This window comes from Komagataeibacter europaeus, from assembly GCF_002173515.1.
GTDB lineage: Bacteria > Pseudomonadota > Alphaproteobacteria > Acetobacterales > Acetobacteraceae > Komagataeibacter > Komagataeibacter europaeus.
The window spans coordinates 1,178,757-1,194,650 of record NZ_CP021467.1 but is presented as its reverse complement, the minus strand read 5'-3'; the positions used below and the strand labels follow the sequence as shown (position 1 = coordinate 1,194,650).

The 15,894-nt window shown below is 64.7% G+C and carries 13 protein-coding genes; 3 read left to right on the top strand and 10 right to left on the bottom strand.

Going from position 1 to position 15,894, the window contains the following annotated elements; translation table 11 throughout:
* Positions 1-164: 164 nt before the first annotated feature.
* Positions 165-1,169, top strand: coding sequence for a polyprenyl synthetase family protein (locus S101446_RS05400; protein ID WP_087607839.1), 1,005 nt, complete (start codon positions 165-167; stop codon positions 1,167-1,169).
* 201 nt (positions 1,170-1,370) lie between these two features.
* Here the strand turns inward: S101446_RS05400 and S101446_RS05395 are convergent, their stop codons facing one another.
* The gene (locus S101446_RS05395; RefSeq protein WP_087607838.1) at positions 1,371-2,198 is read right to left on the bottom strand and encodes a glutamate racemase; all 828 of its coding nucleotides are present in this window, start codon (positions 2,196-2,198) and stop codon (positions 1,371-1,373) included.
* A 16-nt stretch (positions 2,199-2,214) separates the two neighbouring features.
* Positions 2,215-2,976 (bottom strand): orotate phosphoribosyltransferase, encoded by a 762-nt coding sequence (locus tag S101446_RS05390; protein WP_026018643.1) that lies wholly within the window; start codon positions 2,974-2,976, stop codon positions 2,215-2,217.
* 227 nt (positions 2,977-3,203) lie between these two features.
* On the opposite strand from S101446_RS05390, the gene S101446_RS05385 reads away from it, so the two are divergent.
* Complete coding sequence (locus tag S101446_RS05385) at positions 3,204-3,458, top strand: hypothetical protein (protein ID WP_010508037.1); 255 nt, start codon at positions 3,204-3,206, stop codon at positions 3,456-3,458.
* 162 nt (positions 3,459-3,620) lie between these two features.
* On the opposite strand, the gene gltA is transcribed toward S101446_RS05385, so the two are convergent.
* The 4 genes from gltA to S101446_RS05365 all read right to left on the bottom strand — a co-directional run bounded on the left by gltA (position 3,621) and on the right by S101446_RS05365 (position 6,764).
* A complete protein-coding gene (gene gltA, locus S101446_RS05380; RefSeq protein WP_019085968.1) occupies positions 3,621-4,919 on the bottom strand; it encodes a citrate synthase in 1,299 nt (432 codons plus the stop codon).
* A gap of 219 nt (positions 4,920-5,138) precedes the next feature.
* The gene (locus tag S101446_RS05375) at positions 5,139-5,690 is read right to left on the bottom strand and encodes a SixA phosphatase family protein (protein WP_087607837.1); all 552 of its coding nucleotides are present in this window, start codon (positions 5,688-5,690) and stop codon (positions 5,139-5,141) included.
* 7 nt (positions 5,691-5,697) lie between these two features.
* The gene (locus tag S101446_RS05370; protein WP_010508040.1) at positions 5,698-6,015 is read right to left on the bottom strand and encodes a chorismate mutase; all 318 of its coding nucleotides are present in this window, start codon (positions 6,013-6,015) and stop codon (positions 5,698-5,700) included.
* Positions 6,016-6,056: 41 nt separating this feature from the next.
* Positions 6,057-6,764 (bottom strand): metallophosphoesterase, encoded by a 708-nt coding sequence (locus S101446_RS05365; protein ID WP_208620571.1) that lies wholly within the window; start codon positions 6,762-6,764, stop codon positions 6,057-6,059.
* 612 nt (positions 6,765-7,376) lie between these two features.
* Between S101446_RS05365 and S101446_RS05360 the strand changes: the two genes are divergently transcribed.
* Positions 7,377-8,894, top strand: coding sequence for an acetyl-CoA hydrolase/transferase family protein (locus S101446_RS05360; RefSeq protein WP_087607835.1), 1,518 nt, complete (start codon positions 7,377-7,379; stop codon positions 8,892-8,894).
* A gap of 243 nt (positions 8,895-9,137) precedes the next feature.
* On the opposite strand, the gene S101446_RS05355 is transcribed toward S101446_RS05360, so the two are convergent.
* The 4 genes from S101446_RS05355 to ybeY form a co-directional block, all read right to left on the bottom strand.
* Positions 9,138-13,688, bottom strand: coding sequence for an AAA family ATPase (locus S101446_RS05355; protein WP_087607834.1), 4,551 nt, complete (start codon positions 13,686-13,688; stop codon positions 9,138-9,140).
* A 16-nt stretch (positions 13,689-13,704) separates the two neighbouring features.
* Entirely contained in the window at positions 13,705-14,328 is a 624-nt protein-coding gene (locus S101446_RS05350; RefSeq protein ID WP_019091420.1) for a thioredoxin domain-containing protein, read from the bottom strand.
* A 135-nt stretch (positions 14,329-14,463) separates the two neighbouring features.
* Positions 14,464-15,378 (bottom strand): hemolysin family protein, encoded by a 915-nt coding sequence (locus S101446_RS05345; RefSeq protein WP_019091421.1) that lies wholly within the window; start codon positions 15,376-15,378, stop codon positions 14,464-14,466.
* Entirely contained in the window at positions 15,375-15,887 is a 513-nt protein-coding gene (gene ybeY / locus S101446_RS05340) for an rRNA maturation RNase YbeY (RefSeq protein WP_010508048.1), read from the bottom strand. The genes S101446_RS05345 and ybeY overlap by 4 nt, the downstream gene beginning before the upstream one ends.
* Between the last annotated feature and the right edge of the window lie 7 nt (positions 15,888-15,894).

The window sequence follows — 15,894 nt, the reverse complement described above, 5'->3', positions numbered from 1 at the left end:
GTGTGTGTGTGTGGTCTGGCTTGACCGTTATTCCACCGCCGCCCATATACTCATATCTATGTTCATACATTCGGAACCGGGAGAGTAACCTTTTGGCCCTAGCAGTTAGTCTGCCGGAATCCGACGAAACGGCAAGTCAGAAAGACGAAAGGGCTCGCCGCCCGATGGCAGATGGATCAGAAGTCGCCCTGCGTGACCTGTCGGACTATCTCGCAGAGGACATGGCCGCGTGTAACCGCGCCATTGTCGAGCGGATGGACAGCCCGGTTGCGCTCATTCCCCAGCTTGCGGCCCATCTGGTCGCCGCAGGTGGCAAGCGGCTGCGCCCGCTGCTGACGCTGGCGTCGGCCCGGCTGTGCGGCTACCGGCCTGATGCCACGCACCAGCGGCATGTGGCGCTGGCGGCGTGCGTGGAGTTCATTCACACCGCAACCCTGCTGCATGATGACGTGGTGGATGAAAGTTCCCTGCGGCGTGGCATGGCCAGCGCGAATGCGGTGTTCGGCAACAAGGCATCTGTGCTGGTGGGGGACTTCCTGTTCGCCCGTTCCTTCCAGCTCATGACGGATGATGGCTCGCTCAAGGTCATGAATATCCTCTCATCCGCTTCCGCCACGATCGCGGAAGGGGAAGTGCTGCAGATGTCCACCCAGAACGATCTTTCCACACGGATTGACCAGTATCTGGAAGTCATTCATGGCAAAACTGCGGCACTGTTCGCCGCAGCGTGTCGCGTGGGCGCGGTCGTGGCCGATCGGGAAGGGGCGGAAGAACACGCCCTGGAATCCTACGGCACCAATCTGGGCATGGCGTTCCAGCTGGTGGATGACGCACTGGATTACGCAGCCGACCAGGCCCGTCTGGGCAAGACGGTGGGCGATGACTTCCGCGAAGGCAAGATCACCCTGCCGGTGCTGGCGGCCTATACCGCCGGGTCGGAAGAAGATCGTGCCTTCTGGCATCGCGTGATCGAAGAAAGCGAGCAGAAGCCCGAAGACCTTGACCATGCGCTCAGGCTGATCGAACAGACGGGGGCCATCCGCATCACGCTCGATCGCGCGACGGAATACGCCACGGCTGCGCGTGAAGCCCTGTCCATCTTCCCCCCCAGCCGCCTGCGCCAGTTGCTGCAGGATACGGCCAGCTACACCATCAACCGTCTGCGTTAAGCGGGTAATTCACGGATAAAAGTTTTTGGGTGCCGCCTTTTTCAAAAAAAGGCGGCGTTCTTTTGACGCTTTCTCAGAGACCGTTTGAAAAGTTAGCCCGGAAAACATTCAGCAATCATAAGGAAGTTTTTGGTGAAGCTTTTTTCAAAAAGCTTCGAAGAACGCCACCTTTTTGAAAAAAGGCAGCACCCAAAAACTTTTTCAGGAATCGGCCGCCACGCCTTCGCTGAACAGGCACGGTGCATCTGCCGCATAACCCAGCCTGCGCAGGCCGGGCATCAGGGCGGGCAGGTCAGGCGGCATGGCGGTAAAGCAGATCCGTTCGGCCACTGGCGACCGGGACGCGGCAGTCGTGCCGCAGCGGGCCAGAATGCGTGCTGCCTGCCGGGCGACGGCCGGGGCCGGGTCCAGCCATGTGACATACGCGGGACCGGTTTCACGCATTGCGTCCAGCAGGAAGGTATAGTGCGTGCAGCCAATCCCGACCACGTCAATCCGGTCCCCACCCGTCTGGCCAAACAGGCCATCCAGTTCGGTTTTCAGTTGCTGGCGGTCGGGTGATCTGCCACGGAACGCGGCTTCCGCCATGTCGGCCAGTCCCCGCGCGCCATAGGCCAGCAGGGTGCAGTCAGGGGCAAAACGCGTGCTGAGATCACGCAGATAGGGGCGGCGCACCGTGGCGCGCGTGGCCAGCAGGCCGATCGTGCCGGTGCGGGTATGATCCGCCGCCCATTTTATGGGGGGGACGCAGCCTACGAAGGGCACGTCATACGCCGTGCGCAGGCTGTCCAGCGCCAGCGTGCTGGCGGTATTGCACCCCACCACCACCACATCGGGCTTGAGGCGGTCAATGGCCTGGCCCAGCAGGGTGACGATCCGGTGCCGCAGGGGCGCGTCGGGCTGTTCGCCATAGGGAAAGACTGCCGTATCGGCCAGATAATCGACCGCGACCCCCGGCAGGAGATCACGGATATGACCCACGATCCCCAATCCGCCAATGCCGGAATCAAAAGCGAGGATACGCGCCATCGCCCCGTCCGCTGACTCAGGCCCCGGCGTCGCGGCTGGCCTTCAGCGCCAGTGCTTCTTCAGCGCTGCCCACGCCGCCATGCCTGGCCGACCATGCGCAGGGATCTTCGAGGAAGCGGCGGACCTCGGCTGCATCCTTTTCAGAGAAATAGGGCTTGCCCGCGCAGGCTTCCAGCACATCCCACCACGTACACAGCGCATGCAGGCTGATATCCATGTCGGCCAGCGTGCGGTAGGCGCCGGGGAACACACCGTAGAAGAACACGACAAAGGTATGGTCAACGATCGCGCCGGCCTTGCGCAGCGCGTTGGCGAACTGCACCTTGGACGAACCATCGGTCGTCAGGTCTTCCACCAGCAGGGTGCGCATGCCTTCGGGCACGTCACCTTCGATCTGGGCATTGCGGCCAAAACCCTTGGGTTTCTTGCGCACATAGGCCATGGGCGCCATCATGCGGTCGGCAATCCATGCGGCGAAGGGAATGCCCGCCGTCTCGCCACCCACCACGGCGTCAATGCTTTCGTAACCCACATGGCGGCCGATCTTTTCCACCGCCAGTTCCATGATCTTCTGGCGCGCGCGGGGGAAGAAGATGATGCGGCGACAGTCGATGTAAACCGGGGATTTCCAGCCGGATGTCAGGGTATAAGGCTCATCGGGGCGGAAATTGACAGCCTTGATTTCCAGCAGCAGGCGCGCCGTCATAAGTGCTGCGTCGCGGTCCCATGCCGTGGAGCCTGTTGAAAGTCCAGCCCCGTTCCCCGTGGCGTCGTGCATACCCTATCTCCGGCCAAATGATATGTGGTGTCATCAATGACAGCACAGACGATTAACCGCAACAGATGTGAAAATCCATCTGTCTGCGTGAACTGCGGGCATAATTGCCGAAAAAAGGCGTTGTCGGAAACATAACGTGACCCGATCAGCGGAGTGTGAGGCCATGCGTACCTTGCCCCATGGGGGTATTCGATCTAATATCCCAATACTGATAATCATTCTCACCAATGGGTCATCGCATCGTGTCTGTTGAAAACAGTCGCATCTCTCGCAAGTGCGAGCGTGCCGTAATCACCGCCTATCAGGAACTGCGTGGCGTAGGGACCAGCGATGTGTCGGCTTTCCATGCCTGCACCACCCTGTACCGTATCCACCATCCCGAATCCTCGTTGAACGAGGCACGGCGCCTGGTGTCGGAATGGATCGACCATCACGTGATCCAGAAACGCCCCGGCCCCACGAATGGCTGCGAATGTGACTGATCGGGCACGAAACACGGGACACATTATATAAGGAAAGGGCGGGCCAATGCATGGCCCGCCCTATTTTTATAACGAACACGCGATATGGCAGGCCGAACCGCCACCATTCGTTCCCTGTTGCCCTGCCGGGCGGATGGTGCATCCGTCCGGCAGGGGTTTTACTCAGCCCCGCTTGGCAAACGGCACGAAGTCGCGTTCCGGCGAGCCGGTGTAAAGCTGGCGGGGACGGCCGATGCGCTGGCCCGGTTCCTCGATCATTTCCTTCCACTGGCTGATCCAGCCGGTGGTGCGGGCGACCGCGAACAGCACGGTGAACATGCTGGTGGGGATGCCCATGGCCTTGAGGATGATGCCGGAATAGAAATCGACATTCGGATACAGGCTGCGCTTGACGAAATATTCGTCGTGGATGGCGATCTTTTCCAGTTCGATCGCAAGGTCCAGCAGCGGATCGTCCTTGATCCCCAGTTCGCCCAGCACTTCATGACAGGTCGCCTGCATGATCTTCGCGCGCGGGTCGAAGTTCTTGTACACCCGGTGGCCAAAGCCCATCAGGCGCACGCCGCTGTTCTTGTCCTTCACCTTGGCGATGAATTCGGGAATGTTGTCCTTGTGCCCGATTTCAGCCAGCATTTTCAGCACGGCTTCGTTGGCGCCGCCATGGGCCGGCCCCCACAGGGCCGCGATACCGGCGGAAATGCACGCAAACGGGTTGGCCCCGGTGGAACCAGCCAGACGCACGGTGGATGTGGACGCATTCTGTTCATGGTCCGCGTGCAGGATCAGGATACGGTCCATGGCGCGCGCCAGGACGGGGTTGATCTTGTACGGTTCGCTGGGAACGGCGAACATCATGGACAGGAAGTTTTCCGCATAGGACAGGTCGTTGCGCGGATAGATGAAGGTCTCGCCCTGCGTGTATTTGTACGCCCATGCCGCAATGGTCGGGATCTTGGCGATGATGCGCATGGCCGACTGGTAGCGCGTGGTCGCGTTCGAGACATCCAGCCCTTCATGATAGAAGGAGGACAGCGCACCCACCGTGCCACACAGGATGGCCATGGGATGGGCGTCACGACGGAAACCGTTGAAGAAATTGCGGATCTGTTCGTGCAGCAGGGTGTGGTGCTTGATCGAGTTCACAAACCCGTCGTACTGCGCCTTGTCCGGCAGCTCGCCATTCAGCAGCAGATAGGCCACTTCCATGAACGTCGCCTGTTCGGCCAGCTGCGCGATGGGATAGCCCCGATGCAGCAGGATGCCCTTTTCACCATCAATGAACGTGATCTTGCTGGAGCATGAAGCGGTTTCGCCATAACCGGGATCATAGGTGAATACCCCAGCCTGCGCCGGCAGCTTGCGGATGTCGACGACATCCGGCCCCAGCGTGCCTGACAGTACCGGCAGGGCAACATCCTTGCCATTCAGCGAGATTGTGGCGCTTTTTCCGGACTCGCTCATCTACAACACTCCTCTTGGGTGCCGACCTTGCGCACATTGGGGCAGGGCGGCACATGTCTCCAACCTCCGGGCATCCTGTCGTTCGTGCGACAGTTGGTAAGTGTGCCCAAATTTATTTACCCGTGCGCCGCATGGGCGGCGGTCAGCGGGCCTCGGGTCTGACGATAGGAACGAAAGCCCCGTCGTGGCAATCCGTCCCCCCCGCCTGCGGCAATGACATTATTGGCAAGACAGGTCGGTCAGGCGGATATCCCCGTCACCCGCCTGATTCCATGCCCGCATGGCGGTAAAGCAGGCCATCGAGGCCGGTGGAAAGCCCTGATGCAGGGCATTTTCCAGCCCTGGCGGACAGTGGCGCACAGCCCAGTGCGCAACCAGCGCCTGCAGGCCGGGGTTGTGGGCTAGTATCATGATATTGCTAGCTTTATCCGGCACCTCATACAGCAGGTCACGGATGGTTTGCGGTGCCGCGTCATACAGGGCGTTCACATATCGGATATCGGGTTGCCGATCGCCATAAAATGATCCGATCGCGGCCAGTGTCTGGCGTGTCCGCACCGCCGGGCTGACCATGACCAGGTCCGGCGCGAAGTGGCGCGCCCGCAGCAGCGCGCCGCAACTGGCGGCGGTCTGGCGGCCATGGGCGGTCAGGGGACGCGCAAGGTCCGCCTGCATCCCCATTTCCCCGAACGGGGCGGGGGCGGCCTGCGCATGGCGCATCAGCACCATTTCCCGGACCGGGGTGGGGCGGCCTGCCTGTATGTCGGGCATCAGGGGATTACCGCCCTTCGCTGGCGGCAATGGCTTCATGGTGGCGGATGACCTCGCGGATGATGAAGGCGAGGAATTTTTCGGCGAAATCCGGATCCAGCTGGGCGGACCTGGCCAGCTGGCGCAGGCGTGCGACCTGACGGGCCTCACGCGCGGGGTCGGCGGGGGGCATGTGGTTGGTCGCCTTCAGCTTTCCCACCGCCTGCGTATGGCGGAAACGCTCGGCCAGCATGTAGATCAGGGCCGCATCGATGTTGTCGATGCTGCGGCGCAGTTCTTCCAGCTTCGCCTGCGCGGCGTCCTGTGTGGCCTGGGTGGTGTTCATGGGGAAAGGCTCTCCTGAAGTATGGGAATGCATATGGTCTGCTAAAGGATGGGGGGCAGGTCGATCCATGCCAGGTGGCCACCCTTGCCCGCGCCGGTATCGGTAAAGATGGCCCGCCCGCCCATCCGGCCATGCCTGACCCATGGCCGCCCGTCGGTGGAGCGGCGGTCATGCCCGCAATACACCGTATAGCCCGCGGGAATGTGATCGACCCAGTTCAGCCGCCGTTCAGGATAGCCGTCCTTCTGCATCCGGCCCGTCGTCTCGCCAAACAGGGCGCGCGACAGCAGGGGGGTGACGGTGCCCAGTCCCGGCGGCGGCAGTTCGCCCAGCATGCGGACATGGAAGCCGCCATGCACGAATATCGACTGCCCCAGCACGATCCAGGCGGGCGCGCGCGACAGGTCCGCCAGCGCGCGCTGGAATACGTCGCTGTTTTCCTCGGCCATGAACTGGGTCAGGGTTTCCATCAGTGGCGGGTCGCGCCGCATCTTGCGGCCCTGCAGCGCACGGGCCAGCTTGCGGTCATGGTTGCCCAGGATGAACAGCCCGCGCCGTTCATCGATCAGCCGCTGCATCAGGCGGAAGGCCCCGGCGCTGTCGGGGCCGTAATCCACCAGGTCACCCAGCTGTATGACAAAACGGTCCGTCGCGGCGGCGTGGCGGAAGGCGTGCAGGTCGCCATGCACGTCCCCCACCACGCGCAGGGGACGACCGGCCAGCAGGTCCGCCAGCGGGTGCGCCGGCATCGTGGCCGGGGGTAACGGGTAATCCCTCGCCGGGGCGGGCGGGGACGTGCCTTCCCGTGCCATGACAGGCCTGTGAGAGGGAAATCGACGTCTCAAACGAAAATCCTCTCCTGTCTTTATGGCGGTGCCGTGTGCCGGGGTCCCCTGATTGGGTCTGGTTGCCTATTATTCACAAGATTGGCCGTCTTTGCACTAGGGGATGGCCAGGAATGTATCTTTAATGACACAAAACGGTTGCATGCAGGTAACGACATTCCAGCTGGCTGACGGAGTATATTGCCAAAAATACATACCAAAAATACATCCTGCGCATATCCCGTCCGGTGATGGAGCAAACGTGAAACCCATCACCGGGGTCCGGGTGCGGTGTCACACTCTTTTGTTGTGACGTCGCCTGCCGGAGGGAGAACAGATGATGGCGTCATGCCGAAGTGGAACGCAGTGTCGGCGCATGTGGTGCAATGGGAATACCCACACCGCACGCAATGGCTGGGCAGATCGGACAGGTGCCAGCAGGATGGGGACAACGCAAGCCCCCGCCAGACCGTGGCTGAGGCATACGACATATCCGGCGCAGGCCGGACATAACGATAAGAGTTTGAGGGAAAGTTCATGATCGACCACACCCGAATCCGGAATGCGGCGCTCCGGGCCAAGATCACCACCGCCGAGCAGGCGGCGTCCCTTGTCCGACCGGGCAGCACGGTTGGCACCAGCGGCTTTACCGGCGCGGGTTACCCCAAGGCCGTGCCGCAGGCGCTTGCCGCCCTGATGGAGCGCGAACATGCCAAGGGTAACGAATACCGCATCCGGCTGCTGACCGGGGCGTCCACCGGGCCGGAACTGGATGGCGCGCTGGCCAAGGTCAACGGCATCTCCTTCCGCATGCCCTACAATTCCGATCCCGGCCTGCGCGCGCGCATCAACAAGGGCGAGACGGAATACCTGGACATGCATCTCAGCCATGTCGCCCCCATGGCGTGGGCAGGATTCTTTGGCGAGATCGACACCGCCATCATCGAGGCCACGGCCATCCGCGAGGACGGCAGCATTGTCCCGTCGTCTTCCGTCGGGAACTCCAAGACATGGCTCGACACCGCCAAGCAGGTGATCATCGAGGTCAATAGCTGGCAGGACGCGGCGCTCGAGGGCATGCACGACATCTGGTACGGCGCGGCCCTTCCCCCGCACCGCCAGCCCATTCCGCTGCTGCGTCCCGATGACCGCATTGGCGGCACGTCGCTCAAGGTGGACCCGGCCAAGATCGTGGCGATTGTCGAAACCAACGCGCCCGACCGCAACGCCCCGTTCTCCCCGCCCGACGAGACCGCGCGCGGCATTGCGGGCCACCTGATGGAATTCTTCCGCCACGAAGTGAAGATGGGCCGCCTGCCGTCGTCGCTGCTGCCGCTGCAGTCCGGTGTGGGCAACGTGGCCAACGCCGTCATGGGCGGGCTGGAAGAAGGGCCGTTCAACGACCTGACCGCCTATACGGAGGTCATTCAGGACGGCATGCTGGGCATGCTGGAAACGGGCAAGATGCGGGTTGCGTCGGCCACGGCGTTCTCCCTCAGCCCGGAAGCCGCGGAATCGCTCAATGCCCGCATGCGTGAATTCCAGAAGAAGATCATCCTGCGCCCGCAGGACATCAGCAACCATCCCGGCCTGATCCGTCGCCTGGGCTGTATCGCCATGAACGGCCTGATCGAATCGGATATCTACGGAAACGTGAACTCGACCCAGATCATGGGTTCGAAAATCCAGAACGGCATCGGCGGTTCGGGTGATTTCGCCCGCAACGCCTATATTTCCGTGTTCATGACGCCGTCCACCGCCAAGGGTGGCAAGATTTCCGCCATCGTGCCCATGGCGTCGCACGTTGACCACATCACGCAGGATTCGCAGGTGCTGGTGACCGAACAGGGCCTGGCCGACCTGCGTGGCCTGTCGCCCAAGCAGCGCGCGGAAGTGATCATCGCCAACTGCGCCCATCCCGACTACCGCCCGATGCTGCAGGATTACTACAAGCGCGCCCGTGCGGGTTCGTTCGGCCAGCAGTCGCCGCACCTGCTGAACGAAGCCCTGTCGTGGCACCAGCGCTTCATCGATACCGGCAGCATGATGCCCTGATCACAGGCGCCGTTTCCGCATGGAAACGCAATGCCTGCGGGAAGGGGACCCGTTCTCCCTTTCCTGCGCAGGGATGCCATATTGTAAAAGCGGCCTGTGGGAGAATGGTTCCCACAGGCCGCTTTTTATTGCGGACCGGATGTTAGTCTAGAACCCCGAAGGTTCTGATGAAGGTTTTTTCAAAAAGCTCCGGAAGAACGCCGCCTTTTTGAAAAAAGGCGGCGCCCGGAAACGTTTATTCATTTACAGAAGCGGCGTAGCCTGCGGGGTATCCACCATTTCGGTCGCGCGTTCCAGATCGACCGACAGCACGCGACTGACCCCGCGTTCCTGCATCGTCACGCCATACAGCCGGTCCATATGCGCCATGGTCAGCTGGTGATGGGTCACGACAAGGAAGCGCGTGCCCGCTTCGGCCACCATGTCACCCAGCAACGCGCAGAAACGGCCCACATTGGCGTCATCCAGCGGGGCGTCCACCTCATCCAGCACGCAGATGGGGGCGGGGTTGCAGCGGAAGACCGCGAAAATCAGCGACAGCGCCGTCAGCGCCTGTTCCCCGCCCGACAGCAGGGACAGCGTCGCCAGCTTCTTGCCCGGCGGCTGGGCATAGATTTCCAGACCGGCCTGCAGCGGATCATCATTGCCCACCATGCCCAGATGCGCCCGCCCGCCATTGAACATGCGCGCGAACAGGGACTGGAAATGCTGGTCGATCTGGGAAAACACGGCCATCAGCCGCTCGCGTCCTTCCCGGTTCAGCTGGCCGATCATGCCGCGCAGGCGGGCGATGGCGGATTGCAGTTCGTCGCGTTCATGCAGGATGGTGTCGATCCTGCCCGATGCGTCCTGTGCCTCGATTTCGGCACGCAGGTTGACGGGGCCCAGTTCGTCACGCTGGCGGGTCAGGCGGGCGACCTTGCGGCGCAGGGCGGTTTCGGCGTTCACGCTCAGATCCGCCGGCACCACACCGGCGGGCGGCTGTGATTCCGCCTGCAACTGCGCCAGCAGCACCTGCGCCTGCTCCCGCCTGCCTTCGGCGCGGACCAGTTCCTCCCGCGCGGCGGTCAGCACTTCTTCCGCCGTGCGGCGGCCGGCCTGTATTTCGCCCTGACGGTCCTGCGCCTGCTGCAATGCCGTTGCCGCCACGTCGTGGCTGGCGGCATACTGTTCCAGTTCGGTCGCGATCGCATCCCGCCGTGCACGCACCGCCACGGGTTCCGGGGCCAGGCGTTCATGTTCGGCCTGCGCATTATGCAGCCGGGCCTGGGCGGCTTCGGCCTCCAGCGTGGCGGCTTCGACACGGGCGGTCCATTGCGCCAGTTCCTGCGCCGACGCGTCAAAACGCTGGCGCAGGCTGGCTTCTTCCGCCTGCAGTTGCGCGACCGTATCGCGGCGTTCATGTTCCTGCGCGCGCAGGGCTTCATCCTGCATGCGCAGTTCACCCAGCGCATGCTCCAGTGCCGCAATATCAGGTAGGTCGGCCAGCCGTGCCCGTGCCGCTTCCACCGCTTCATCCGCCTGTGTCACGGCAAGGGACAGGTCAGCCATCCGTGCGCGGCGGGCATCCAGCCGTGCGCCGGTTTCGCGCATTGTCCGTTCCAGCCCGGCACGGGCAGCGCGGGCGTGTTCCAGTTGCGTGGTCGTGACGTCCACCGCATCGCGTGCCTGCTTCAGGGCCTGTTCCGCCTCAGTGGCGGCGGTCGCGGCCTGCCGTGCCGCCCCTTCGGCAATGTCGGGGTCGGGCAGGGCGGCCAGGTGTTCGCGTCGTGTAGCCAGTTCCGCCGCCAGCGCGTCGCGGTCGGTTTCCAGCCGGGCCAGTTCGGGCTGCATGGCCTGCAGGCGGGTTTCGGCCCCGCTATGGCCGGACATGGTGGCCTGCATGGCCTGACGGGCCTGTTCCAGCTTCGCTTCGGCCTGCTGGCGGGTGGCGCGCAGCCCGCTTTCATGGGCCTGCGCCTGTGCCGCCTGCGTGCTGGCGGCCTTGTGGGCCTGCTCAAGTTCGGCCAGATCCGGCAGGCCGGCTTCGTGTTCCTGTGCGCGGATGCAGGCGGCTTCAGCTTCCTTCAGGGCGGCCGCGGCCGTTTCCTGCTGCACGGCCAGCGTGTCGATCTGGGCCGTGATGGTGGCATGCCGCCGTGACAGGTCGGCTTCGTGCGTGCGGCAGGTTCCCAGCGTATTTTCGGCACCGGTGCGCGCCGTGCGGGCGGCCTCCAGTTCGCGCGCCGCCTGTTCGCGGGCTTCGGCGGCAGTAATGGCGGCCTGTTCCCGTGCCGGGATTTCGGTTCGCACCTGTTCCAGTTCGGCGCGCAGTTCACGCAGGCGGCCAAGCTGCTTCAGCCGCAGGGCCGCGCGTCCGGGCAGGTTGGGGGCCTGGGCATAGCCATCCCACCGCCACAGCGCGCCATCGCGCGTGACAAGGCACTGCCCCGGCGCAAGGCTGGCCTGCAATGCCGCCCCATCCATGCCATCGGGCAGCAGGCCCGCAGCGTCCAGGGCGCGTGACAGGGCAGGCGGCGCGTCCAGCAGGGTGGATAGCGGCCGGATGCCTGCTGCGGGGAAGGGGGCGGGCGTGGTCGCGGGCAGGTCGTGCCATTCACGCGGGGCCCTGCCCTTCAGCGTGGCGTTCAGCCCGTCCGACAGGACAACGGCCAGCGCGGTTTCCAGCCCGGTTGGCACATGCAGGCTTTCCGCCAGGGTCGCCCCGGATTCGGGGGCATGTTCCGTATCGCTGTCGCTTTGCAATGCGCGGGCAAGGCCGTCGGCTTCCGCTTCCAGCCCCGACAGGGTGGCGCGCGCCTGTGACAGGCGGCTGGCGCAGGCTTCGTCGTCCCGCGTGGCGGCGACACTGGCGGTCTCGATGGTCGCCATGTGCTGGCGCGCGGCTTCCAGCGCGGCTTCGGCGGCTTCACGCTTGCTGACAAGGGCGTGCAGGTCCGCATCCGGCACGGCCTGCGCGCGCAGGCGGTCCATGCTGGCGGCCAGCGTGTCCACCTCGCCCTGCGCGCGCTGCCGTGCCGCCCGGGCCGTCCGCAGGGCTTCCTGCGTGGCCTGGCGGGTGGAACGGGCTTCCTTCAGGCGGGCGTTGGCCTGTATTTCGGCCTGTGTCGCCTGCGCGCGGGCTTCTTCCGCACGGCTCAGTTCCGCGCGGATGGCGCCCAGTGTGGCCTCCGCCTCACCAACCATCTGTGTGAGGCGGAGACGTTCGGTTTCGGGCACAAGGCTGGCGCGGGCCTTTTCCACATGCGTGCGCACGCTGGCGATATTGCGTTCCAGCGCATCCAGCCGGTCGCGCACCGCATTGGCGTCATGCGTCGCCTGTTCATGCACGCGGCGGCTTTCGGCCGCGGCATTGCGGGCGAGGCCCGCCTGCAGCACGGCTTCCGAATGGGTGTGGGTCGCGGCTTCACGCGTGGCCAGTGCATCGGCCGCAGACTGTTCGGCTGTGGTGATCCGCGCGTCATGTCCGGCAATCGCGGCCTCGGTCGGCATGGCGGCTTCAAGGTCCGCGATTTCGGTGGCCAGTTGCGTATGCTGGACGGCCAGGCGTCCATGCGCGGCGATGGCGCCATCCAGCACTTCGCGCGCCTGCGTGGTCTGGAGCTGGGCTTCGCGCAGGGTCGTGGTGGCCTGTTCCACGCGTCCGGCCATGTCCGTCATGGCCTGCGCCAGTGCGGCGCGTTCGGCCTGCGCCGTCTCGCACAATGCGGGCAGGGCGGACAGGCGTTCTTCCACCTGCGCGCGTTCGGCCACCAGCCGGTCGCGCATGACGGTGGCGTCATCGCGGCGGGCCAGGGCGGCGGCCTGCGCGCCCTCGCATTCGTTCAGCCGCGTGCGGGCGGCTTCCAGCGCGGCTTCGGCGCGGGCCAGTTCATCGGCAATGGTTTCGGCGCGTACCTTGAAACGTTCCAGTTCGGTGCGGCGTGTATCCAGTGCGTCGCGCAACGCGGGCAGGGTCTGGGTGATTTCGTAATCTGCGATTACCGCGCTTTCGGCCACTTCTTCTGCGGCCTTCAGGTCGCGTCGTGCCGCATGCAGGGCGGTTTCGCCATCGGCCACGGCCTTGTGCGCGCGGGCATGCAGCAGCGCGAGCAGCGCGACTTCCGCTTCACGCAGCCCCTGCGACAGTTCACGGTAATGGCCTGCCTGCTCGGACTGTTCCTGCAGGTCACCCAGCCGGGCTTCCAGCTGGATGCGCAGGTCCTCGGCGCGGGCCAGGTTGGCTTCCGTCGCGCGCAGCTTCAGCTCGGCTTCGTGCCGGCGGCCATGCAGGCCGGTAATGCCGGCGGCTTCTTCAAGGATGGTGCGGCGTTCCTCGGGCCGGGCATTGACCAGCGCGGATACGCGGCCCTGGCTGACCATGGCCGACGAACGCGCGCCCGACGCCAGGTCCGCGAACAGCGTCTGCACGTCGCGCCCGCGCGTGGTGCGGCCATTGATTCGGTAGCCACTGCCCGCGCCCCGCTCCGCACGCCTGCAGACCTGCAGTTCGTCCTGCCCCTGAAAGGGGGCTGGCGCGACTTCGGCAGTCCCTTCCAGCGTCAGGGTGACCTCCGCCATGTTGCGTGCGGCGCGCGCGGTGGTGCCCGCGAAAATCAGGTCATCCATTTCCCCGCCGCGCAGCGAACGGGCGTTGGTTTCACCCATGACCCAGCGCAGGCCCTCGACCACGTTGGACTTGCCACAGCCATTCGGCCCGACAATGCCCGTCAGCCCCGGCAGGATATCGACGGAAACCGGGTCGGCGAAGCTTTTGAACCCTGCGATGCGCAGCCGGACGAAACGGGCGGTCATGATGGCGTGGCCCCGGTCACTGCGCCGCCGCTTCGACCTTCTTGGCGAACTCCTCGTAATTCAGTTCCTGCGCCACCTGCTCCTTGTCGTTGAAGCGGAAGGTGGGGGTGCCGTCGATCTTGTACTGCGCCTGCGCGCGGTCTTCTTCATCCATGATGGCGTGGCGCAGCTTGTCGTCGTGGACGGTCTGCTGGAACGTGTCGGCCGACATGCCGGCCAGCGCCGCCATCTTCTGGATCTGCTCCTCGGGGTTCACGTCCTTGCCAAAGGCCCAGCGGTCCTGGCTGGACAGCAGGGCCAGCACGAAGGGTTCATAACGTTCGGGCGGCAGGGCGCGGGCGACCATGGACGCGGTCAATGCCACCTGGTCCAGCGGGAAATCACGGAAGATGTAGTACACCCGGCCCGTATCGACCAGCTTGGTGCGGATTTCGGGGAACACTTCTGCCGCGAAGCGCGCGCAGTGCGTGCAGGTCAGGGAGAACCATTCCTCCACATGCACCTTGGCCTGCGGGTTGCCCACCGCGCGGATGGACAGGCGCGGATCGGCGTCCTGCGCCATGGCCCTGCCGGACAGCAGGCCGCCGCCGGTAATCAGCGCGGGGGCAAGGGCAAGCAGGGTGCGGCGTTTGATGGGCATCACGGGTCACTCTCCGGTGTGGGACTGGATGGGGGATAAAACCCCGGCGCGGCGAGTGTAAAGAGGCGACGGGCGCGCGTAAATCCATTCCACAACCCGAAGGCACGCCCGCATGCCGCGGGCGTGCCGTTATGGTCAGGGGGCCGGTGGCGTTTCGCGTGGCGGCAGGCGCACGCGCACATGGCGGATATGGCGGGCATCCGCGTCAAGGATGCGGAAAACCATGCCGCTTTCGTGGGTTACGACCTCACCCCGGGTTGGAACGTGGCCCGCCAGGCGAAAGACCAGTCCGCCCACGGTCTCGATCTCGGCCTCCCGTTCCTCCCGCGTCAGGATCGGGCCGACCTTTTCCTCAAACGTCGCGACGGGGGTGCGGGCGTCCACCTCCAATGTGCCATCCGGCCTTTCGCGTATCATGTTGGCCGCCGGTTCGTCATGTTCGTCCGAAATGTCGCCCACGATCGTCTCGATCAGGTCCTCGATGGTGACCAGGCCGTCAATGCCGCCATATTCGTCAATCACCAGCGCCAGGTGGACATGGCGGACGCGCATCTGCAGCAGCAGGTCCAGCACCGGCAGCTGGGGCGCGACCATAAGCGGCTGGCGCAGCAGGGGTTCCATGCGGAAGGCTTCGGACGTGCCGACATAGGCGATCAGGTCCTTCACATGGATCATGCCCACGATATCATCCAGCTGGTCGCGATAGACCGGCATGCGGGAATGGTTTTCCCGCCGCATCATGGCCAGGGCCTCGTCCAGACTGATATCAACGGGCATGGCCACGATATCCGCGCGCGGGATCATCACGTCATCCGCCGTGATCCCGCGCAGGCGCAGCACGTTGGCCAGCAGGGCGCGTTCCTGCCGGTCCAGTTCGGACGACCGGGGATCGGCTTCATCCCCCGCCGCGTCATCGGCTTCCTTGACCAGCGCGGCAATGGAATGGCGCAGTCCCTGTTCAGCGCGCCTGCGGCTGAACAGCGACAGGAATCCCTTGCCGCGCGACCCGGACGGAGGTTCCGCGCCCGTATCGCTGCCATTACGGCTCATGACCGCGTCCCCCGCGTGGTGGCCATGCGGCCGGGTTTCCATGGATTGGCGACGCCAAGCCCGGACAGGGTGCGGGCCTCCAGCATCTCCATCTCCCGCGCCTCGCCGGGATGATGGTGGTCATGCCCGGCCAGGTGCAGGACGCCATGGATGACAAGGTGGGCGAGGTGGGCGGCCATGGTCCGGCCCGCCGCATGGGCTTCGCGCGCCACCGTCTCGAACGCGATGATGATGTCACCGCCCCATATGCCGCCGCCCGCATGGGCCGGGGCGTATTCGAATGTCAGGACATTGGTGGGCTTGTTGCGACCGCGATGGCGCCAGTTCATCCGGGCCACCGTACGGTCATCCGCCAGTACGACCGTCACCGGCCCATGGCATCCCGTGGCCTGCAGCGCCGCATCCACGGCGCGCGCCACCAGCCGCGCGGGGCGGGGAACGGCGCGGTTCCAGCGCCGGTCCGCCACGGTTATGTCGGGGCCGTCCAATCCGGCCGGAAGGACGGGCATGCCAGCC